This is a genomic window from Bradyrhizobium vignae (assembly GCF_004114425.1).
GTDB lineage: Bacteria > Pseudomonadota > Alphaproteobacteria > Rhizobiales > Xanthobacteraceae > Bradyrhizobium > Bradyrhizobium vignae.
Genome location: NZ_RDQF01000030.1, coordinates 42,497 through 64,829 on the forward strand (window position 1 = coordinate 42,497; position 22,333 = coordinate 64,829).

At 65.2% G+C, this 22,333-nt stretch carries 16 protein-coding genes and 1 tRNA gene; 12 read left to right on the forward strand and 5 right to left on the reverse strand.

Annotated features, from left to right (window positions below):
* The first annotated feature begins 211 nt into the window (after positions 1 to 211).
* Positions 212 to 355 carry a hypothetical protein gene (locus EAV90_RS23745; protein WP_244607654.1) on the forward strand — a complete coding sequence of 48 codons (144 nt, stop codon included), beginning with the start codon at positions 212 to 214 and terminating at the stop codon, positions 353 to 355.
* A gap of 323 nt (positions 356 to 678) precedes the next feature.
* On the opposite strand, the gene EAV90_RS23750 is transcribed toward EAV90_RS23745, so the two are convergent.
* Positions 679 to 906, reverse strand: coding sequence for a DUF2171 domain-containing protein (locus tag EAV90_RS23750; protein WP_027574503.1), 228 nt, complete (start codon positions 904 to 906; stop codon positions 679 to 681).
* A 112-nt stretch (positions 907 to 1,018) separates the two neighbouring features.
* Here EAV90_RS23750 and EAV90_RS23755 point away from each other — a divergent pair, with 112 nt between their 5' ends.
* Positions 1,019 to 2,305: a PLP-dependent aminotransferase family protein gene (locus EAV90_RS23755; protein ID WP_129144843.1), complete on the forward strand. Its 1,287-nt coding sequence runs from the start codon at positions 1,019 to 1,021 to the stop codon at positions 2,303 to 2,305.
* 34 nt (positions 2,306 to 2,339) lie between these two features.
* Here EAV90_RS23755 and EAV90_RS23760 read toward each other — a convergent pair whose 3' ends face one another.
* Entirely contained in the window at positions 2,340 to 2,582 is a 243-nt protein-coding gene (locus tag EAV90_RS23760; RefSeq protein ID WP_129144844.1) for a hypothetical protein, read from the reverse strand.
* A 117-nt stretch (positions 2,583 to 2,699) separates the two neighbouring features.
* Positions 2,700 to 2,776: transfer RNA gene (locus EAV90_RS23765), tRNA-Arg, on the reverse strand.
* Between the two features lie 404 nt (positions 2,777 to 3,180).
* Between EAV90_RS23765 and EAV90_RS23770 the strand changes: the two genes are divergently transcribed.
* The 6 genes from EAV90_RS23770 (at position 3,181) to EAV90_RS23795 (ending at position 14,383) form a co-directional block, all read left to right on the forward strand.
* Positions 3,181 to 8,385: an alpha-2-macroglobulin family protein gene (locus EAV90_RS23770; RefSeq protein ID WP_129144845.1), complete on the forward strand. Its 5,205-nt coding sequence runs from the start codon at positions 3,181 to 3,183 to the stop codon at positions 8,383 to 8,385.
* 111 nt (positions 8,386 to 8,496) lie between these two features.
* Positions 8,497 to 10,608 carry a penicillin-binding protein 1C gene (gene pbpC, locus EAV90_RS23775; RefSeq protein ID WP_129144865.1) on the forward strand — a complete coding sequence of 704 codons (2,112 nt, stop codon included), beginning with the start codon at positions 8,497 to 8,499 and terminating at the stop codon, positions 10,606 to 10,608.
* Positions 10,609 to 10,658: 50 nt separating this feature from the next.
* Positions 10,659 to 12,401, forward strand: a complete 1,743-nt coding sequence (locus tag EAV90_RS23780; protein ID WP_129144846.1) for an ArnT family glycosyltransferase — start codon at positions 10,659 to 10,661, stop codon at positions 12,399 to 12,401.
* A gap of 1 nt (position 12,402) precedes the next feature.
* The gene (locus EAV90_RS23785) at positions 12,403 to 13,248 is read left to right on the forward strand and encodes a phosphatase PAP2 family protein (protein WP_129144847.1); all 846 of its coding nucleotides are present in this window, start codon (positions 12,403 to 12,405) and stop codon (positions 13,246 to 13,248) included.
* A 62-nt stretch (positions 13,249 to 13,310) separates the two neighbouring features.
* Complete coding sequence (locus tag EAV90_RS23790; protein ID WP_122403305.1) at positions 13,311 to 14,048, forward strand: glycosyltransferase family 2 protein; 738 nt, start codon at positions 13,311 to 13,313, stop codon at positions 14,046 to 14,048.
* Entirely contained in the window at positions 14,045 to 14,383 is a 339-nt protein-coding gene (locus EAV90_RS23795) for a lipid-A-disaccharide synthase N-terminal domain-containing protein (RefSeq protein WP_122403304.1), read from the forward strand. The genes EAV90_RS23790 and EAV90_RS23795 overlap by 4 nt, the downstream gene beginning before the upstream one ends.
* An 8-nt stretch (positions 14,384 to 14,391) precedes the next feature.
* On the opposite strand, the gene EAV90_RS23800 is transcribed toward EAV90_RS23795, so the two are convergent.
* Both EAV90_RS23800 and metC read right to left on the reverse strand, forming a co-directional pair.
* Positions 14,392 to 16,083: a Na/Pi cotransporter family protein gene (locus tag EAV90_RS23800; protein ID WP_129144848.1), complete on the reverse strand. Its 1,692-nt coding sequence runs from the start codon at positions 16,081 to 16,083 to the stop codon at positions 14,392 to 14,394.
* A 155-nt stretch (positions 16,084 to 16,238) separates the two neighbouring features.
* A complete protein-coding gene (gene metC / locus EAV90_RS23805) occupies positions 16,239 to 17,423 on the reverse strand; it encodes a cystathionine beta-lyase (RefSeq protein ID WP_129144849.1) in 1,185 nt (394 codons plus the stop codon).
* 378 nt (positions 17,424 to 17,801) lie between these two features.
* On the opposite strand from metC, the gene EAV90_RS23815 reads away from it, so the two are divergent.
* The 4 genes from EAV90_RS23815 to EAV90_RS23830 are packed head-to-tail and all read left to right on the forward strand — an operon-like array spanning position 17,802 to position 22,315.
* Complete coding sequence (locus EAV90_RS23815) at positions 17,802 to 18,818, forward strand: amino acid ABC transporter substrate-binding protein (protein WP_122406680.1); 1,017 nt, start codon at positions 17,802 to 17,804, stop codon at positions 18,816 to 18,818.
* A 25-nt stretch (positions 18,819 to 18,843) separates the two neighbouring features.
* Positions 18,844 to 20,049: an amino acid ABC transporter permease gene (locus EAV90_RS23820; protein ID WP_129144850.1), complete on the forward strand. Its 1,206-nt coding sequence runs from the start codon at positions 18,844 to 18,846 to the stop codon at positions 20,047 to 20,049.
* Entirely contained in the window at positions 20,046 to 21,566 is a 1,521-nt protein-coding gene (locus EAV90_RS23825; protein ID WP_129144851.1) for an amino acid ABC transporter permease, read from the forward strand. Before EAV90_RS23820 ends, EAV90_RS23825 begins: the two co-directional genes overlap by 4 nt.
* Before the next feature lie 11 nt (positions 21,567 to 21,577).
* The gene (locus tag EAV90_RS23830) at positions 21,578 to 22,315 is read left to right on the forward strand and encodes an amino acid ABC transporter ATP-binding protein (RefSeq protein ID WP_027574517.1); all 738 of its coding nucleotides are present in this window, start codon (positions 21,578 to 21,580) and stop codon (positions 22,313 to 22,315) included.
* Positions 22,316 to 22,333: the final 18 nt, after the last annotated feature.

The window sequence follows — 22,333 nt, forward strand, 5'->3', positions numbered from 1 at the left end:
GACTCCACCATGGAGCGTTGAAGCTCTGCTTAGCGGAGATGTCCTGTGCAGGCTGTGATGCAGTTCACAGATACCTCGAACGATGCCTGTGCGACGCGGAGGTCACCCCGCAATCATACGGGCGAAATTGCCATGCGCTTGTCCAGATCGGCCATCTAAAATCGGTCGCATGTGTACCAGCTACGACCCACGGCATGAAGCCGAAGCCGCAATGAAGCTGGCTGCGGCGTCTGAAGGTGCCGATCGGCAACGACTGATCCAGCTGGCACTGGCATGGCATCAACTCGTCCGCGACCCGCCCGAGGAGCAAGCGGACCCGCCGGATGCCGCCGGGCGCACCCGCACCAGCGGGTAGGCCGCTCCCCACGAGAAAAACCCCGTGCTCGGGGGCCAAGCACGGGGTTCTTCAAAGCCGACCGGGGCTGGCGAGTCGGCACCACTCAAGTCGGCTATCCAACGCTCTGATCGCGCGTTCGTTCCGTATCGATCCGCGGCGCTGAAATCCTGCTCGGCTAGCGGGAGCTTCCCTTGCCCGTGCTCGTGAGTGCATGACCGATCCGGCTGAACCGGTCATTAACGAATGCTCGGCCCTCGATTTTGCGATCGCGATTCGTGCCTTGCGAACGAAGCGGAGTCGGACCGTGAACAAACAACAGCCCCCGAAGGGGGTCGGTGTTTTCAGGCGGCTTCCGTCTTCGGTACAGCGTCGGCATTCACCGACAGTTTGACGACGTCCCCCTCGACGGCACCGACATATTTGGTGTCGATGTAGTGATGATGGTCCTTGTGACCTTCCGGGCTGTCCTTGCGCGTCAGCTTGATGCGGTTGCCCTCGACGCGATCGACGGTGCCGACATGGGCGCCGTCCTTGCCGATGATTTTCATGTGCTCTCTGATGTCGGCCATGCTGTCCTCCTTGCATGGATTCAACAGCGAGGGTGCGTGTTCGTTGCAACGGGCGTGTTGGACCCAACGCGCTTTCCGCACGTTGACGCTCGTCGGATCTGTCAAGAAGCGCATGGAGACCATTCGAGCCTATTTGGAACGAAAGCACGAGGAACTCAGGCTCTTGAACGACTGCCTGAGAAGCCGGCTCGATTTAGCGCGTCCGTGTTCCGTCGACGACGTCGTCAGATCCAAGTTCCAGATCACTGCGGCGCTGAGGGCGGAGCACGAATTGCATGAGTGGAAGGCGACGGAGACAGCGTGGTCGCATACGGCCGATCTCGCCAGCGGGCCGTTCGAGTTCAGTTACGACTACCAGAGGGCCGATCTTACGGTACGCGGTCCTTCGTTCTACGAGTTCGAGGGCGGCCGCGCGAGCACGGCGATCTACACCGCCTCGGGCATGGCCGCGATCTCCGCCGTACTGCTCGCCTCCGCGCGGTTCGTGGAGAAGGCCGATATCCTCGTGCTTCCGGGCGCCTACGGCGAGACGCTGGAGCTGATCCGGGCCTTCGTCCCTCATTTGCGGCTCGAGGCTTTGAAGCTGCCGCTCGGCGATGCGTTTGCACCAATAAGTTCGCCGCGTATACTTCTGTTGGATTCCTGCTCCTTCGCCGGCGCCTTCGACGCGGTGCTGCGCTGTGACGGATCTAGCCTCGATCTCCTGATTTTCGATACGACATGCTTCGCCGGCAGGTCAGGCCGCATCCGGCGTGTCCAGAGGTGGGCCCGCCGATACGGAATTCCGCTGGTGTTGGTGAGAAGCCACAACAAGCTCGATTCGCTCGGAGCGGAATATGGCCGGCTCGGCTCGGCCGTTTTCGTGCATTGGAATGCGCATCAGCCGCGGGCAGGGGGCGTTGAATGGAAACGTCTCGCGTCCGAAACCCGAAACGCGGTGCGGCTGCTCGGCGGCGCGGCGTTGCCGGCCCACTTCCCACCCTTCGCCGGCAGTGCGGCGTATTGGGCGCTCACGAAGCGGCGCGTTGCGGCAATCCTGCGCAACGGCCGCAGCACGGCTCGACATTTTGCTGCGAAGCTTCCGGCGCGCTCGGCCGAGCTTCACTTCACCCACGGTCTATACGTGACCCTCCATGGAAGGCGCGTGCTCGACGAGGCGGCAGCGCGGCAGGCTGCCGAGGACATGAGCAGCGCATTGCACCGGGAGGGCTTTCCCATCCGCCACGCCGGCAGCTTCGGCTTCGATTTCGCAGCGACCGAGTGGTTTCACGACGCGACCACGAATCAGTACAGCGTCCGGGTGGCCGTCCCGGATCTTCCGACGGAGCTTTGGAATGATCTGGCCGCAGCGATTGCCGTGTGGTGGCGGACGCATCGGGCGGCAGGTGATGAAGGGTGAATTTTGTTGGTAGCCCGAAAGGAGGACGCATCAATCAGTCGACCGCCAGGCAATGCTCCAGGCGTGATTTCTCGTGGCCGCGGCGCGCCCAATCCTGAACGGCAAAGGCAAGGTGATGCTGCCCCATTGCGGTGCCAATGATCGAAGCCTCGGCCACCTTGACCGGCCTCGTGACCACATTGGTGTTCACCACGCCCGCGTCGATTGCCAAATACGACATCGCAACGATCGCGACCGCAGATGCGATCGCCATTCTCGTCAACTCGGATTGCTGCATTAAGAAACCTGTCGGGCGCATCTCGCCCGGCGCTTACATAGGGCTGATCGGCGCCGTTCAAAGGCCGGCGTATGGTTAACCCACGCGTTCGTGAAGGGACGTTGACTGTCAATGGACTGGCGATCCCGGCAGGACTCGAACCTGCAACCCGCGGAGTAGAAATCCGCTACTCTATCCAGTTGAGCTACGGGACCGTCTTGAGCCGGCCGGTTTGGGCGGCTGGCCGTTCATCTAGTATGCCAATATGAAAAATTGGGTCTTTCGCCAAGCCTGAACCGAACCGTTTTCCTCATTGCCGCGACAAAGCGGAACGGTGGGGTGTCAGGGTGCCGGGTTGAGCGGCAGTGGACTGGACGATGGATCACATCGCCGGGACCGCTGAATAGCTTCCGGGACACGGCCGCCGGTCGACTGGTCGGGTAGTGCTGCGCCATCAGGACGGCGTGCGCGGCGGTATCTTGATCGGTCTCCTCTGGGCTTGCCTTTTCATGGCGAATGCGACGATTTGCACCTTTGGTTCCATCGCCTTGAGTCCGTCACCTTTCCGCGCATTTCTTGCGACAAGCGGCGTTCGTCCGCGATTTCCGGGAGTCCATCCATGATCGGTCTTGTTCGCGCCGTCACAATCTGCGCCGCGCTGGCGCTCGGCCTTAACGCGGCGCAGGCCGCCGACAAGGCCTTCAAGCGCGACGATCTCGCCGATTCCGCAATCAAGCTCGAGGCGCAGATCAAGAGCGAGGCGGGGCCGGTCGCCAAGACCAACGCGACGCTGCGCACGGATGCTGACGCGGCCTTCAGGCGCAATGATTACCGCACCGGACTGTCGGTGCTCGGCCAGATTGCGGCCACGACCCCCGATGATGCCGGCAACTGGCTGCGGCTCGCCAAGGTGATCTTCCAGATCTGGCCGAAGAATTCGAGCGAGCAGACCTTCCTGCTGGAGCGCGCTTCGACCGCGGCCTACATCGCTTACATGCGCGCCGGCAATCCGGGCGAGGAGGCGGACGCGCTCGCCGTCCTCGGCAAGTCGCTGGCCGAACGCAAGCTGTGGCGGCCGGCGCTGGATTCGCTGCGGCTGTCGCTCGACCTGCGCGAGGTCGCCGATGTCCGCGGGCAGTACGAGAAGATGCGCGACGAGCACGGCTTCCGGCTGCTCGACTATACCGTGGACTCGGACTCGGCGAGCCCGCGTGCCTGCTTCCAGTTCTCTGAAGAGCTCGCCAAGCGCACCGACTTCGCGCCGTTCCTGGCGCTGGCGGGGCAGGACAAGCCGGCGCTGTCGGCCGAGGGCAAGCAGCTCTGCGTCGATGGGCTGAAGCACGGCGAACGCTACAACATCAACCTGCGCGCCGGCTTGCCCTCCACGGTGAAGGAGGGCCTGCCGAAATCGGCCGAGTTCAACATCTATGTGCGCGATCGCAAGCCCTTCGTGCGCTTCACCAGCCGCGCCTATGTGCTGCCGCGGACCGGCCAGCGCGGCATTCCCGTGGTCAGCGTCAACACGCCCGCGGTCAACATCAACGTCTTCCGGATCGGCGACCGCAACCTGATCAACACGGTGGTCGACAGCGATTTCCAGAAGACGCTGACCAAGTACCAGCTCAGCGATCTCGGCGACGAGCGCGGCGTCAAGGTCTGGTCCGGCGAGCTTTCGACCGCTATGACGCTGAACCAGGACGTCACCACCGCGTTCCCGGTCGACCAGGCGCTCGGCGAGCTCCAGCCCGGCGTCTACGTGATGACTGCCGCGGCCAAGAGCCCCGGTTCGGACGACGACTACCAGCTCGCGACGCAATGGTTCATCGTCTCCGACCTCGGGGTGTCGGCCTATTCCGGCAATGACGGCATCCATGTCTTCGTCAACTCGCTGGCTTCGACCGATCCGGTCGGCAAGGCCGAGGTGCGGCTGGTCGCCCGCAACAACGAGATCCTGGCGACGCGCAAAACCGACGATTCCGGTCACGTGCTGTTCGAGGCGGGCCTCGCGCGCGGCGAGGGCGGCCTGTCGCCGGCGATGCTGACGGTCACCGGCGAGAAGGCGGACTATGCCTTCCTGAGCCTGAAGACCTCCGCCTTTGATCTGTCCGACCGCGGCGTCTCGGGGCGCGCTGTTCCGGCGGGAGCCGACGCCTTCGTCTATGCCGAGCGCGGCGTCTACCGCTCCAGCGAAACCGTCTATCTGACCGCGCTGTTGCGCGATGGCCAGGGCAATGCCGTCACCGGCGGGCCGATGACGCTGGTGGTCGAGCGCCCCGACGGCGTCGAATTCCGCCGCGCCTCGCTGGCGGACCAGGGCGCCGGAGGCCGTACGCTCGCCGTGCCGCTCAATTCGGCCGTTCCGACCGGGACGTGGCGCGTGCGCGCCTTCACCGATCCGAAGGGCTCCTCCGTCGGCGAGACCACCTTCATGGTCGAGGACTACGTGCCCGATAGAATCGAATTCGACTTGTCCGCCAAGGACAAAGTGATCAAGGCCAACGCTCCAGTGGAGCTGAAGGCCGACGGTCATTTCCTCTATGGCGCGCCGGCCTCGGGCCTTGCGCTCGAAGGCGACATGCTGATCGCGCCTGCGAGCGAACGCCCGGGCTTTGCCGGCTACCAGTTCGGCGTCGCCGACGAGGAGACCACCTCGAATGAGCGCACGCCGCTGGAAAATCTCCCCGAGGCCGATGCCAACGGCGTCGCCACCTTCCCGGTCACGCTGGACAAGCAGCCGACCTCGACGCGGCCGCAGGAGGCGCAGATCTTCGTCCGCATGGTCGAGACCGGCGGCCGCGCCGTCGAGCGCAAGATCGTGCTGCCGGTCGCGCCAGCCGCGGCGCAGATCGGCATCAAGCCGCTGTTCGGAGACAAGAACGTCGCCGAGGGGGACAAGGCCGAGTTCGATGTCGTGTTCGTCTCGCCTGAGGGCAAGACGCTGCGCCGCGACGGCCTGCGCTACGAGCTCCTGAAGATGGAGTCGCGCTACCAATGGTATCGCCAGAACAATTACTGGGAGTACGAGCCCGTCAAATCGACCTCGCGCGTCGCCGACGGCGACGTCACGATCCCTGCCGACAACCCGGCGCGGATCTCGCTCACGCCGCAACCCGGCCGCTACCGGCTTGATGTGAAGTCGAACGACGCTGACGGCCCGGTGACCTCGGTGCAGTTCGATGTCGGCTGGTATTCCGACGGCAGCGCCGATACGCCGGACCTGCTGGAGACCTCGATCGACAAGCCGCAATACGCCTCCGGCGACACCATGACGGTGTCGGTCAATGTGCGCAGTGCCGGCAAGCTCACCATCAACGTGCTCGGCGACCGTCTGCTGACGACGCAAACCATCGACGTCAAGGAGGGCACCGCCCAGGTCAAGCTTCCGGTCGGCAAGGACTGGGGCACCGGAGCCTATGTGGTGGCGACGCTGCGCCGTCCGCTCGATGCCGCCGCCCAGCGCATGCCGGGCCGGGCGATCGGTCTGAAATGGTTCGGTATCGACAAGCAGACCCGCACGCTGCAGGTGAAGCTGACGCCGCCGGCGCTGATCCGGCCGAACTCCACGCTGAAGATCCCGGTCAAGCTCGAGGGTCTCAATCCGGGCGAGGACGCCAAAATCGTCATCGCCGCGGTCGATGTCGGCATTCTCAATCTCACCAATTACAAGCCGCCGGCGCCGGATGATTACTATCTCGGCCAGCGCCGTCTGAGCGCCGAGATCCGCGATCTCTACGGGCAGCTCATCGACGGCATGTCGGGCACGCGCGGCCAGATCAAGTCCGGCGGCGATGCCGGTGCGGGAGAGCTCCAGGGCTCACCGCCCACGCAGAAGCCGCTCGCGCTCTATTCCGGCATCGTCACGGTCGCTGCCGACGGCACTGCGGAAGTGAGCTTCGACATTCCGGAGTTTGCCGGCACCGCGCGCGTGATGGCCGTGGCATGGACCGCGACCAAGCTCGGCCGCGCCAACACCGATGTCGTGATCCGCGATCCCGTGGTGCTGACGACGACGCTCCCGCGCTTCCTGCTCAACGGCGACCACGGCACGGTCAATCTGGAGATCGACAATGTTGAGGGCCAGGCCGGCGACTACGTCATCGACGTGAAGACCGGCGGCCCGGTGAAGATGACCGGCAATCCCGCCACCGCGGTCAGGCTCGCCGCCAAGCAGCGCAACTCCTTCGCGCTCGCGCTCGATGCGACCGCGGCGGGGCAGGCGACGCTCGACGTCGACATCAAGGGGCCGAATGGCCTGGCGCTGGCGCGGCACTACGCGTTCGACGTCAAGGCAGCGACGCAGGTGCTGGCGCGGCGTTCGATCCGCACGCTGGCGAAGGGCGAGAGCCTGACGCTGACCTCGGACATGTTCAGTGATCTCGTGCCGGGCACCGGCAGCGTCTCGGTCTCGGCGAGCCTGTCGACCGCGCTCGATGCGGCGACGATCCTGAAAGCGCTCGACCGCTATCCCTATGGCTGCTCGGAACAGATCACCAGCCGGGCCATGCCGCTGCTCTATGTCAACGAGCTCGCGGCCGGCGCGCACCTCGCCATGGACACCGAGGTCGACCAGCGCATCCGCGACGCCATCGAACGTCTGTTGGCGCGTCAGGGCTCGAACGGCTCGTTTGGACTGTGGTCCGCGGGCGGCGACGATGCCTGGCTCGACGCGTACGTGACGGACTTCCTCACCCGGGCCCGCGAAAAGGGCTTTGCGGTGCCTGATGTGCTGTTCAAGAACGCGCTCGATCGGATCCGCAACTCCGTCGTCAACGCCAACGAGCCGGAAAAGGACGGTGGGCGCGATCTCGCCTACGGCCTCTACGTGCTCGCGCGTAACGGCGCAGCGCCGATCGGCGATCTCCGCTATCTCGCCGACACCAAGCTCGCCAACCTCGCAACGCCGATTGCGAAGTCGCAGCTTGCGGCGGCGCTCGCTCTGGTCGGCGACCGCAACCGCGCCGAACGGGTCTATGGCGCCGCGCTCGACAGCCTCGCGCCAAAGCCCGTGCTCGAGTTCGGCCGCACCGACTATGGCTCGCAGCTTCGCGATGCCGCAGCTTTGGTCTCGCTCGCCAGCGAAGGCAACGCGCCGAGGACGACGCTAACCCAGGCAGTGTCGCGGGTCGAGACCGCGCGTGGACTCACGCCCTACACCTCTACGCAGGAGAATGCGTGGCTGGTGCTGGCGGCGCGGGCGCTGGCCAAGGAGAACCTGTCCATCGAGGTGGACGGCCAGCCGGTCAAAACTGCGCTCTATCGCAGCTACAAGGCGGACGCGCTGAGCGGCAAGCCGCTGAAGATCACCAACACCGGCGACGCACCGGTGCAGGCGGTGGTCTCGGTGTCGGGCTCTCCGGTCACTCCGGAGCCGGCGGCGTCCAACGGCTTCAAGATCGAGCGCAGCTACTTCACGCTCGACGGCAAGCCCGCCGACGTCAGCAAGGTCAAGCAGAACCAGCGCTTCGCGGTGGTGCTGAAGATCACCGAGGCCAAGCCCGAATACGGTCACATCATGGTGTCCGACTATCTGCCGGCGGGTCTGGAGATCGACAACCCGAAGCTGGTGTCCTCCGGCGACAGCGGCACGCTGGACTGGATCGAGGATGGCGAGGAGCCCGAAGACACCGAGTTCCGTGACGACCGCTTCACTGCGGCCGTGGACCGGGCCTCGGATTCCAAGTCGGTCTTCACCGTCGCCTACCTCGTGCGCGCGGTCTCGCCCGGCAAATACGTGCTGCCGCAAGCCTATGTCGAGGACATGTACAATCCCTCGCGCTATGGTCGCACCGGTACGGGCACCGTCGAGGTGCGGGCGGCGAAGTGAGCCGGGCTCGAATCTGAGTTGAAGTGAATGAGCGCAGCGGAGCCACATCATCAGTCGTCATGCCCGGGCTTGACCCGGGCATCCGCGGCCGCACAGGCGGTGGATGACGGCGTGGATGGCCGGGTCAAGCCCGGCCATGACGAGCGGAGAGCGCAACTCGCCTTTCGCCTCCTCTCCGCCGCCGCTCTCACCCTCATCCTCGCCATCACCGGCTTCGTCGCCTGGGTCTACTCCCTCGGTCCTCTCCCGCTCGAGGAAGCACGCCAGGTCTCCACCACCATCGTCGACCGCAACGGCAAGCTGCTGCGCGCCTATGCCATGGCGGACGGGCGCTGGCGGTTGCCGGTCGATGCCAGGACCAACGTCGATCCGACTTATCTCAAGCTGCTGTTCGCCTATGAGGACCAGCGCTTCTATGCCCATGACGGCATCGATCCGTTGGCGCTGGGGCGCGCGGCGTTGCAGCTCGGGACGCGCGGCCACATCGTCTCGGGCGGCTCGACCATCACCATGCAGCTCGCGCGGCTGATGGAGCCGCGGCGGCAACGTTCGCTCTACGCAAAACTGCGGCAGATGGTGCGTGCGATCGAAATCGAGCGCGGCATGAGCAAGGAGCAGATCCTCGATCTCTATCTGGCGCTCGCACCCTATGGCGGCAATCTCGAAGGCATCCGCGCGGCGTCCATCGCCTATCTCGGCAAGGAGCCGAAGCGCCTGTCGCTGGCGGAAGCCGCAATGCTGGTCGCACTGCCGCAATCGCCGGAGACGCGCCGGCTCGACCGCTACCCTGATGCGGCGCGCAAGGCGCGCGATCGCGTGCTCGACCGCATGGTCGAGGAGCACGTGATCAGTGCCGACGACGCCAAGCAGGCCAAGGCGGTGCCCGTGCCGAAACTGCGCAAGCCGATGCCGATCCTGGCGCCGCACGCCTCCGACACCGCGCTTTCGACAGTCAAGGACAAGCCGGTCATCAAGCTGACGCTCGATGCGAACTTGCAGAAGGTACTGGAGCCGCTGGCGCGCGACCGCGCCGTTGCGCTTGGGCCGAACATCTCGGTCGGCATCATCGTGGTGGACAATGAGAGCGGCGACGTGCTCGCCCGCGTCGGCTCGGCCGATTATTTCGACGAGAGCCGGGCAGGGCAGGTCGACATGACCCGCGCCATCCGCTCGCCGGGCTCGACGCTGAAACCCTTCATCTATGGGCTCGCCTTCGAGGATGGCTTCGTCCATCCGGAGAGCCTGATCGACGATCGGCCGGTCCGCTTCGGCTCCTACGCGCCGGAAAATTTCGACATGACGTTCCAGGGCACGGTGCCGGTGAGGAAGGCGCTGCAATTGTCGCTGAACGTGCCCGCCATCGTGCTGCTCGACCGCGTCGGCTCGAGCCGGCTGGCCTCGCGGCTGCGCCAGGCCGGCGGCAATCTGGTTCTGCCCAAGGACGAGACGCCAGGGCTCGCCATGGGTCTCGGCGGCGTTGGCGTCACGCTCCAGGACCTCGCCCAGCTCTATGCGGGCTTTGCCCGTCTCGGCACCACCAAGCCACTGCGGGAGATCATGGCCGACAAGGATGACCGTGAGCCGCTCCGGCTGCTGGATCAGGTCGCGGCCTGGCAGGTCGGCAACGTGCTGCTGGGAACGCCACCGCCGGAGAACGCCGCCCACAACCGGATCGCGTTCAAGACCGGGACCTCTTACGGCTATCGCGACGCCTGGTCGGTCGGCTTCGACGGCCGTATGACCATCGGCGTCTGGGTCGGCCGTCCGGACGGCGCGCCGGTTCCCGGGCTGATCGGACGTGTCGCCGCCGCACCCATCCTGTTCGACGCCTTTGCCCGCAGCGGCAAGACGCTCGCGCCGTTGCCGAAGGCTCCTCGGGGAACCCTGGTGGCCGGCAACGCCAAGCTGCCGCTGCCCCTGAAGCGGTTCCGCCCGGTCGGGGAACTGGTGCGCAACGGAGGCGAGCAGGCGCTGCACATTCAGTTTCCGCTCAACGGCTCGCGGATCGACGTCGATCGATCGGGGGGCCGGGAAAGCGCAGCCATGCCGGTCAAAGTCGCCGGCGGCGTGCTGCCCATGACCGTCATGGTTAACGGCACTGCGCTTGGCGAGATTGACGGCCGCCGTCAGCGGCTGATCGATCCGCCCGGTCCGGGCTTTGCCCGGCTCACCGTGATCGACGCCACGGGCGCCGCGGACACAGTCGTCATTCGAATTCAATGACCCTTCCTTAAGCGGTTGTGGCGATGGCGGTTTCAGCGTAAGCGGAACCAATGGCCGAGACCTACCCAAGCCCCCGTTTTGGAGCCCCGCGCGAGTCGAAATCGCCCGCAAATCCGGGCAGCGGGCTCGTGCGCATGCTCGACATCGTCACGGCCAGCCATGCGCGCGCGGTCGGCTTCCTGGTGCTCTGCGCGCTGCTGCTGTTCCTGCCCGGCTTCTTCACCATCCCGCCGATCGATCGCGACGAAGCGCGCTTCGCCCAGGCCACCAAGCAGATGGTCGAGAGCGGCGACTATGTCGATATCCGCTTCCAGGAGGACGTCCGCTACAAGAAGCCGGTCGGCATCTACTGGTTGCAATCGGCGACCGTCGAAGCCGCGTCGATGCTCAAGCTGCCGAAGGCCGAATTGCGCATCTGGGTCTACCGGCTGCCCTCCCTGATGGGTGCGATCGGCGCCGTTCTCATGACCTATTGGGCCGCCCTCGGCTTCGTCACGCGACGCGCCGCGGTGCTGGCGGCGCTGATGATGTGCGCGTCCGTGCTGCTCGGCGTCGAAGCTCGCCTCGCCAAGACCGATGCCATGCTGCTGTTCTGCGTCGTCGCCGCGATGGGCGCGATGGCGCGGGCCTATTTGTCCTGGCAGCGCGCCGAGGACGAGACGCATCCGCCCTGGAGCTGGCCCGCGATCTTCTGGAGCGCGCTCGCGGTCGGCATCCTGATAAAAGGTCCGCTGATCCTGATGTTCGCGGGCCTCACCATCGTCGCGCTTGCGATCCAGGACCGCGACGCCTCCTGGCTGTGGAAGCTGCGCCCGCTCTGGGGCCTGATGTGGATGCTGGTGCTGGTGCTGCCCTGGTTCGTCGCGATCTTCTGGCGCGCGGGCGATGCCTTCTTCGCCGATTCCGTCGGTGGCGACATGCTGAGCAAGTTAGGGGCCCAGGAATCCCACGGTGCGCCGCCGGGACTCTACCTGGCGCTGTTCTGGATCACGTTCTGGCCGGGCGCGCCGCTTGCCGCGATGGCGGCGCCGGCGGTGTGGCGGGCGCGGCGTGAGCCCGGCGCGCAGTTTCTGCTGGCCTGGCTGATCCCGTCCTGGATCGTATTCGAGGCGGTGTTGACCAAGCTGCCGCATTACGTGCTGCCGCTGTATCCGGCGATCGCGATCCTTACCGCAGGCGCATTGGAGCGGCGCGTGCTGTCACGCTCCTGGCTGACGCGCGGTTCGGCGTGGTGGTTCGCGATCCCCGCCGCCGCCTCGATCATCGCGGTCGTGGGCGCGGTGATGCTGACGCGGCAGCCGGCCTTCGTGGCCTGGCCGTTCATCGCGGCCGCGCTGATTTTCGGCCTGTTCGCCTGGTGGCTCTACGACAACAATCGCGCCGAGCGCTCGCTGCTCAACGCGCTGGTCGCAGCCCTGATGCTGGCGGTGACGGTCTACGGCATCGTGCTGCCGTCACTGACGCCGCTGTTTCCGAGCATCGAGATCGCGCGCGCGCTTCGCAATGTCACCTGCGTCGGACCGAAGGCGGCTGCGGCTGGTTATCACGAGCCGAGCCTTGTCTTTCTGGTGGGCACTCAGACCTTGCTCACGGATGGCTCTGGTGCGGCGGACTTCCTGCGGCAGGGGAACTGCCGCTTCGCGCTGATCGAGCAGCGCTCGGAGCGCAGCTTCGTGCAGCGCGCCGAGGCGATCGGGCTGCGCTACAAGGTCGGCGCGCGCATCGACGGCTATAATTTCTCGCAAGGGCGCGCGATCTCGATTTCGATCTTCCGGTCGGAAGGCACCCAATAGGATGAGCGTCCCGACCGACACTGCGCCGCGTGGCGGCTATCCCGCGCAGTTGCTCGCCGTGTCCTGGCGCGCCCTGGTGCAGCTCGTCCGCTCGCCATCGCATTCGCGCCGGGCCGAGGCCGCCCGTAGACTGGCACGGCACTCGCTCTGGCTCAGCGCAGCGGGCGCAGCGCTGGTCATCGTGCTGATGGTCGGGTTTGATCAGACCGAGATCCTGCTGATGCCGCCGCGCGGCACACCCAGCCTGTGGCCGATCCGCATCCTCACCGATTTCGGCAAGGACGAGTATGTGCTCTCCGTGCTGGGGGCTGCGCTGGTGGCGCTGACTTTTGTCGCGGCCGGAATGCACGGAAGCCGCCGCGCGCTGCTGCTCGGCTTCGGCACGCGGCTGCAATTCATGTTTCTGTCGGTTGCCGTGTCGGCGTTCGTCGCTGAGATCCTGAAATATCTCATCGGCCGCGGACGTCCATTTGTCGGCGGCCAGGCCAATCCATTCAACTTCATACCGTTCGAGGGGACGGGCGCCTACGCCAGCTTGCCGTCAGGCCATACCGTGGCAGCCTTCGCCCTGGCGTTTGCCGTGTCGGCATTGTGGCCGCGCCTGCGCCTGTTCATGTTCACTTACGCAATCGTGATCCTGCTGACGCGCCTGGTGCTGCTCGCGCATCACCCGAGCGACGTCGTGGCTGGCGCCCTGGTCGGCATGGTCGGGGCCATGGCCGTCCGTTACTGGTTTGCGGCCCGAAGGCTCGGCTTTGCCATCCGCGCCGACGGCACCATCGTGCCGCTTTCAGGGACGGTTTCGGACCGCCTCAAAAGGGTTGCCCGCGGGGCATCCGCCCCATAAAAGCGGCTGCCTGCCGGGACGCCGGTTCCCTGGGCGGGTCAATTCCAACCACGAGCCTCGATTTGTCGACGTCCCAGCCTTCGGTTTCAATCGTCGTTCCCGTGCGCAACGAAGCCGACAACATCGCGCCTTTGATCGAGGAGATCACGGCGGCGCTCGATGGCCGCTGGGCCTATGAGATCATCTACGTCAACGACGGCTCAACCGACGCGACCGGTGAGCGGCTTGCCGCCATCATGAAGCAGCGGAGCAATCTGCGTCAGCTCCGCCATGCGAGGTCAGGCGGCCAATCCGCAGCCGTGCGCAGCGGCGTACGCGCGGCGCGCGGGGAAATCGTGGCGACGCTCGACGGCGACGGCCAGAACAATCCGGCCTTCCTGCCGGACCTGATCGCGGCGGTCGAGAAGGGGGCAGGACGCGTCGGTCTCGCTGCCGGCCAACGCGTCGGGCGCAAGGACACCGGCTTCAAGAAATTCCAGTCGCGCGTGGCGAACGGCGTTCGCAATGGCATCCTGAAGGACGGCACGCGCGACACCGGCTGCGGACTGAAGGCGTTCCGGCGCGACGTCTTCCTGATGCTGCCGTATTTCGACGGGCTGCATCGCTTCCTGCCGGCGCTGGTCCGCCGCGAAGGCTACGACATTGCCTATGTCGACGTGATCGACCGGCCGCGGCATTCGGGTGTATCGAACTACGGCTTCTTCGACCGGCTGTGGATCGGCATCATGGATCTCGCCGGCGTGTGGTGGCTGATCCGCCGCAAGAAGCCGACGCCTGAGGTGACCGAGGTGAATGCATGATCATCCAATACGGTCAGGCGCTGAGCAATTATCTGTACGACGTCTTCATCGCCAAGTTCGACTTCTGGCTGGCGTTCGGCCTGGTTGCCCAGCTGTTCTTTACCGCGCGCTTCCTCGTGCAATGGATCGCGAGCGAGCGCGCCGGCAACAGCGTGGTGCCGATGGCATTCTGGTTCTGCTCGATGGGCGGCGGGCTGATGACGCTGGTCTACGGCGTCGTGAAGCGCGAGCCCGTGATCATCCTCGGACAGGCGCTCGCGACCATCATCTATGTCCGCAACATCATGCTGATCGTCAAGAACCGCGGCACCGCCTCGAAGACACTGGACCGCTGATCAAAGGGTTATCGCGGCAACACCGAGGCCGCGCCTGAGGCGGACAGGGCGGCCGTTTCCGCCTCGGCTCTACGATAGGGCTCCCCGGCTGCGTCCAGCACGGGATACGCGACCGAGCAGATATGCGAGTGGATGCGGCGCAGGTCGCGCAGCACGTCGAGATGCAGCGATGTGGTTTCGATGGTTTCGGGGCGGCCCTCGCGCAGGCGGTCGAGATGGCGCTCGACCGCGGCAAGCTCGGTGTTGCGCAGCGCCGTCTTCTCCACCAGCAGCTTGCGCGCCTCGTTGGCGTCGCCCGACATGAAGACGCCAAAGGCGATGCGCAGCGAGTCCATCGTGCGCTTGTGGAACGCGGCGAGTTCCTCGGCCCCTTCCGCCGAGAACTGGAAGCGCCGTTTGATCTTCTTGGTGGCGAGCTCGCTCAGGCTCTTGTCGATGATGTCGCCGATATGTTCGAGGTTGATGGCGAAGGAGATGATCTCCATCGCACGCCGTCCTTCGCTCTCGTCGAGGCTGCCGCGCATCAATTTCGTCACGTAGAGCTTGATGGCCTCGTCGAGACCGTCGACGAGATTGTCCGTCTTCGAAACCTGGTCGACCAGCGCGCGGTCGCCGATCATCATCGCGGCCATCACCTTGCGCAGCATGACCTCGACGAGGTCGCCCATGCGCAAGGTCTCGCGGGCGGCGTCGGCGAGCGCAAGTGACGGCGTCTCCAGCGCGGTCTCGTCGAGATAGCGCGGCCGGGCCGGATCGGCCTCCTTGACGCGATCGGGCAGCAGCCGGTTCAGCAGGCGCGACATGGGGTCGAGGAGGCCGATGAAGAGCACGGCCGTGCCGACATTGAAGGCGATGTGGAAAGCCGCCGTCATCTTGGCAAGATCGGGCTGCCAGGCGTGCATGTGCGCAGCGATCGCGCCCAGGAAGGGCAGGACGAGCGCAATCCCAACCACGCGGTTGATGAGGTTGCCGACCGGCAGGCGATAGCTTGCGGGGTCGTCGCGCCTGGCGCCCTCGAACACGGGATTGATGGCGCTGCCGAGATTGGCCCCGAGCACCAGTGCGAGGGCCGCATAGGGCGAAATGAACTGCGAATAGGCCAGCGACATGATCAGCAGCACGCTGGCAACGCTCGAATGCACCGCCCAGGTGACGAGGGCGGCGATCACGATGCACAAGACCGGGTCGCCGGTGATGGCCGACATCACGACGCGGACGCCGGGCGCGTTCTCCGCCGGCGCCAGCGTGTCGAGCAGGATGTGCAGCGAGAGCAGCATCAGGCCGAGGCCGATGCAGACACGCCCGACGTCCTTGATCCGGGATCGCGGTCCGGCGCGGAAGGCGACGAGCCCCAGCACGAACAGCACTGGCGCAACGGCGGCGATGTTGAACGACAGCACCTGGACGATCAGCGTCGTGCCGACATTGGCCCCGAGCATGATGGCGAGCGCGGCGGCGAGACTGACGAGCCCCTCGGCCGCGAACGAAGACGTGATCAGCGCCGTTGCCGTGCTGCTCTGGAGCAGCGCGGTGAGTCCGAGGCCGGCGGCGAAGGCGCTGGCGCGGTTGCTGAGCGCCTTGCCGAGCAGGCGCCGCAGGTCGGGGCCGAAGGCGCGCAAGATCCCGCTGTGGACCATGTGCAGGCCCCACAACAACAGCGCAACGCCGCCCATGAGATCGAGCAGAACCAACGTTCCCATGCTCCGAGTCCGGATTGGAGTCGATTGGTGAGGCTAGCGCCAAATACTTGAGGATCAAACCATTTGTTGGCGCATTCGAGTTAACGTTTGCGGCGCGTGCACGTTCCCGCGGCGCGCGATGCCGCGTCCTCGCGCACGATGCCGCGTGAGCAGGCTCACATTGCCGCCCTGAGGGCAGCGAAGCCGCGATCGAGATCGGCTTTGAGATCGTCGGTGCTTTCGAGGCCGATGTGGAGTCGCAGGGTCGGGCCGCCGGGCGCCCACTTGGTCGCGGTGCGATAGGCATCGCAATCGAAGGGAATTGCGAGGCTCTCGAAGCCGCCCCAGGAAAAACCCATGCCGAACAGTTTTAGCGTGTTGAGCATGGTGTCGACAGCCTTCTGCGGGGCGGGCTTCAGCACGATGCTGAACAGGCCCGAGGCGCCTGTGAAGTCGCGCTTCCAGATCGCATGGCCGGGATCGGTCTCTAAGCCCGGATGCAGCACGCGCGCGACCTCGGGACGGCCTGCGAGCCAGCGCGCCATATCGAGCCCGGAGCGATGATGCTGCGCGAGGCGCACCGACAACGTGCGCAGGCCGCGCAGCGCCAGGAAGACGTCGTCGGGACCGGCGCAGACGCCGAGCAGGCGGATGCCTTCGGCAATCTGCGGCCAGGCCTTGGCGTTGGCCGAGATGGTGCCGAACATGATGTCGGAATGACCGCCGATATACTTGGTGGCGGCCTGCATGCTGATGTCGACGCCCTGCTCCAGCGAGCGGTGATAGAGCGGGGTTGCCCAGGTGTTGTCGTCGATGACGAGGGCGCCGCGCGCATGCGCGACCTCGGCGATGGCGCGGATGTCGGGCATCTCGAAGGATTGCGAGCCCGGCGCCTCCACCAGAACGGCGCGGGTGTTGGACTTGAACAGCTTTTCGATGCCGGCGCCGATCAGCGGATCGAAATAGGTGGTCTCGACGCCATAGCGGGTCAGCATGCCGTTGCAGAAATTGCGCGAAGGCCGATAGATGTTGTCGACGACCAGAATATGGTCGCCGGCCTTGAGCACCGCGAGCAGGGTGGTGGAGATCGCCGACAGGCCCGACGGCACGATGCCGACGCCGGCGCATTGCGGCCCCTCCAGCGCCATCAGCGTATCCTGGAAAGCCCTGGTCGTCGGAGTGCCGTGGCGGCCATAGGTGAACTCGCCGCGATGGGCGTGCAGGTCCTCGGCAGTCGGATAGAGCACGGTCGAGCCGTGGAACACCGGCGGATTGACGAACCCCTTCTGCGCCTTGGTGTCGCGGCCGGAGGTGACCAGCCGGGTCTCGGCGTGCTGCTCTTGGGGGTGCGAGGAATCCATGCGTCTGCTTTCAAAACCGCGTTTCCACCGGACGCATCGCGCCCGCGGGCCGGCCGAGAGGCCGCTGTCGTTAATAACAGAATACAGAAGAGTCCCGTCAACCCCTTGACCCGGCTCGCCAGTCGTTCTGTGATGCGCAGGTGCTATTCAGTCGCCGCATGTTGAGGGGCCTGCCGCGACCTTCGATCCATTGCCTGAGCGGTCTTTGCGTCACAGCCAAAATGGCGGGCGCCAGCGGCGGGGATGAAGGTATGGCCTCTGGAGATCGGCGAGTGTTCGGCAAGGTTTCCCAGCATGATTCTTGCCAGGCTTCCCTGGCAGAGACGATCCTGAGACAACATTCCTGATCTTGAGACGACCTTGAAAGGCCCGAAGCCCATGAAACGCGTAACCCTGGCTCTCACTCTTGCTCTCGCCGCCGGCCTCGCCGCCCAAGCCGCCGACGCGCAAACGCTCAAGACCGTCAAGGACCGGGGCATGCTGTCCTGCGGCGTCAGCCAAGGCCTGCCGGGCTTCTCGTCGCCCGACGACAAGGGCAATTGGACCGGTATCGACGTCGACGTCTGCCGCGCCATTGCCGGCGCGATCTTCAACGATCCGACCAAGGTCAAGTTCGTGCCGCTGTCCGCCAAGGACCGCTTCACGGCGCTGCAATCGGGCGAGATCGACGTGCTCTCGCGCAACACCACCTGGACCATCTCGCGCGACACTTCTCTCGGCGCCAACTTCACCGGCGTGACCTATTATGACGGGCAGGGCTTCATGGTGAAGAAGTCGCTCAAGGTGAACTCGGCACTCGAGCTCAACAGCGCATCGGTCTGCGTGCAGACCGGCACCACCACCGAGCAGAACCTCGCCGACTACTTCAAGGCCAACAACATGAAGTACGAGGTGATCGCATTCGCCACCAACGACGAGACCGTCAAGGCCTACGAAGCCGGGCGCTGCGACGTCTTCACCACCGACCAGTCGGGCCTGTACGCCAATCGCCTCAAGCTCGCCAATCCCAACGACCATATGGTGCTCCCGGAGATCATCTCGAAGGAGCCGCTCGGCCCGATGGTGCGCCACGGCGACGACCAGTGGTTCGACATCGTGAAATGGACGCTGTTTGCGATGATCACCGCCGAAGAGCTCGGCGTGACCTCGAAGAACGTCGACGAGAAGGCGAAACTGGAAAACCCGGAGCTGAAGCGCGTCCTCGGCAGCGACGGCAATTTCGGCGAGCAGCTCGGCCTGACCAAGGATTGGGTGGTGCGGATCGTGAAGGCGGTCGGCAATTACGGCGAGGTGTTCGACCGCAACGTCGGCGCGGGCTCGCCGCTCGCCATCAATCGGGGTCTCAACAATCTCTGGAACAAGGGTGGTCTTCAGTACGCGCCGCCGATCCGCTGATCACCCCTGATCGGCCGACAGCGGCATGAGCACCGAGGCCCGAAAACCGCCCCTCCAGATCGCGCTGAAGATCCGGCGCATTCTGGGCGGCAAGGCTGGCTGGAACGGCGTTGCCGTCCAGTTTGCCTTCGCGGCGATCCTTGGGTGGATCGGCTACGAGATCGTCTCCAATGCTCGCGCCAACCTCGAAAACCAGCACATCGCTGCCGGCTTCGGCTTCCTCAGGAACAATGCCGGCTTCGACGTCAACCAGACCCTGATCTCCTATACCGGCTCGGACACGTTCCTGCGCGTGTTCGTGGTCGGGCTCTTGAATACGCTCGTGGTCTCGGTGGTGGGCATCGTCTTCGCCACCGTGATCGGCTTCATCGTCGCGCTATGCCGGCTGTCGCCCAATTGGCTGTTGTCGCGTGTCGGCGAGATCTATGTCGAGGTCATCCGCAACCTGCCGCTGCTGTTCCAGATCCTGTTCTGGTACCTCGCAGTTCTCGCTGCCTTGCCCAATCCGCGGCAGAGCATTTCGCTGCTCGGTATTGCCTTTCTCAGTAATCGCGGCCTCGTCGTTCCCAGTCCGATCGGCCAGGGCGGCCTCGGGCCGTTCCTGGCGGTGCTGGCGCTCGGCATCGTCGCCTCGCTGGTGCTGCGTTTCCATGCGCGGCGCGCGCTGTTTCAGGAAGGGCGGATGATCCGGATCTGGCCCTATGTGCTGGGGGCGCTGTTCGGATTACCGCTCGCCACCATGCTGGTGTTTGGTCTGCCCTTTACCTTCGAGCTGCCGCAGCTTCGGGGGTTCAACTTCGCCGGCGGCTCACGCATCATCCCGGAATTCGTGGCGCTCACGGTGGCGCTGTCGACCTATACCGCTGCTTTCATTGCCGAGATCGTGCGTGCCGGCATTCTGTCCGTTCACCAGGGGCAGATGGAGGCGGGATCCTCGCTCGGTCTCAGCCGCGGCGCCACGCTCCGCCTGATCGTCGTGCCGCAGGCCATGCGCGTCATCGTACCGCCGCTGACCAATCAATACCTCAACCTCACGAAAAATTCCTCGCTTGCGGTCGCGATCGGCTATCCTGACCTCGTGTCGGTCTTCGCCGGCACGTCGCTGAGCCAGACCGGGCAGGCGATCGAGATCATCGCCATGACGATGGGCGTCTATCTCCTGATCTCGCTCCTCACCAGCGCCGTCATGAGCGTTTACGGTTGGCACGTCAGCCGGAGTCTGGGCGCATGAGCGATGTCATCTCGTCCAGCTTCGTCCGCAGGGACCTGCTCGCCGAGCGTCCGGCGCCGGTGAAGACCACAGGCTTCATCGGCCTGATGCGCACGCGCCTGTTCAACTCGCCGACGAACATCCTGCTGACGATCCTGGGCGCCTTGCTGCTCTGGTTCACCATCGTTCCTTCCGTCAAGTTCCTGATGGTCGATGCGGTCTGGAGCGGTCAGGACCGCACCGCCTGCCTCGCCGAGAACGCCGGCTTTGCGGTCGGCGCCTGCTGGCCCTACATCCAGGCGAAGCTCCCGCAGCTGATCTACGGCTTCTATCCCGAGGCCGAGCGCTGGCGGGTGGATCTGACGCTGTTGCTCGCAGCCGTCCTGCTGTTGCCGCTGCTCGTTCCGCGGCTGCCGGCGAAGGGCCTGAATGCCGGCCTGTTCTTCGCCGCCTTTCCGGTGGTCGCATTCTTCCTGCTGCACGGCGGCGGCATCAAGGGCTTCGGCCTGAGCTGGACGGCCGGCCTGCTGCAACTGTTCGACGAAAGCATCCTCGGTGCCGGGCAGGCGCTGCTCAGCCTGAGCAAGACGTCCGCCGTCGCTCCGCTGCTGTGGGTCGTCGGAAGCCTCGTCGTGCTGCTCGGCACAGCGATCCAATGGCTGATCTTTCCGCTCACTTGGCTGCGCGATTATATTCAGGGCATGGGGCGGCCGGTCTGGGCTGATTTTGCCATCACGGCCGCGATTGTCGGCCTGATCGCCTTCGTTCTGGGCGGTGGCGTTCGCACCGGCGGCCGGGCTCTGGCATCGAGCATCGGCACCTTGATTGGCATCGCGATCGTTATCAAGCTGATGGGGCTCGACCACGGGGGATTGCCGATCGTGGCAACCAATCTCTGGGGCGGCCTTTTGGTGACGCTGGTCGTCTCCGTCACCGGCATCGTCACCTCGCTGCCGATTGGCATTGCGCTCGCGCTCGGCCGCCGCTCCACCATTCCGTTGATCCGGATCTTCTCGATCGCCTTCATCGAGTTCTGGCGCGGCGTGCCGCTGATCACCGTGCTGTTCTTCGCGACCTATATGCTGCCCCTGTTCCTGCCCGGCAATTTCACCGTCGACGGTCTGGTCAGGGCGCTGATCGGCATTGCGCTGTTCACGGGCGCCTATCAGGCCGAGAACGTTCGCGGTGGGCTCGCTGCGATACCGCGCGGTCAAGGCGAGGCGGCGGCCGCCCTCGGATTGTCCTGGTGGAAGACGACGTCGCTGATCGTGCTGCCGCAGGCGCTGCGTCACGTCATTCCGAACCTTGTCAACAGCTTCATCTCGCTGTTCAAGGACACCTCGCTGGTTTCGATCGTGGCGCTGTTCGACCTCCTGGGCTCGCTGCGCGCCTCGTTCTCGGATCCAAAATGGTCGACGCCGTCGACCGCGTTCACCGGTTTCGCCTTCGCCGGGATCATCTATTTCATCTTCTGCTTTGGAATGTCGCGCTACTCGCTATTCGTCGAGCACCGTCTCAACGCCCACCGCCGCAACTGATCGAGGCCACCATGTCCGACCCCATCGTCAAGATTTCCGGCCTGAATAAATGGTATGGCGAATTCCACGTCCTGCGCGACATCGACCTCGAGGTCCGGAAGGGCGAGCGCATCGTGATCTGCGGGCCCTCGGGCTCCGGCAAGTCCACGCTGATCCGCTGCATCAATGCGCTGGAGGAATTCCAGGAGGGCGAGATCGTCGTCGACGGCATCGAGCTCGGTCCCAACCTCAAGCATGTCGATGCCGTGCGTCGCGAGGTCGGCATGGTGTTCCAGAGCTTCAATCTGTTCCCGCATCTGACCGTGCTCGACAATTGCACGCTGGCGCCGATCTGGGTCCGCAACATCCCCAAGAGGGATGCCGAGGCGACCGCGATGAAGTTCCTGGAACGGGTCAAGATCCCGCACCAGGCCAACAAGTTTCCGGGGCAGATGTCCGGCGGCCAGCAGCAACGCGTCGCGATTGCCCGGGCCTTGACCATGAACCCGAAGGTGATGCTGTTCGACGAGCCGACCTCGGCGCTCGACCCCGAGATGGTCAAGGAGGTGCTCGACACCATGGTCGACCTCGCCGAGGAGGGCATGACCATGCTGGTCGTCACCCACGAGATGGGCTTTGCCCGCGAGGTCGCCAACCGCGTCGTGTTCATGGACGCCGGCCAGATCATCGAGGCCAACACGCCGAAGGAGTTCTTCGCCGCCCCGCAGCACGCCCGCACGAAGCTGTTCCTGAGCCAGATTCTGCGCTGAGCCTCTGCGACCCCACGA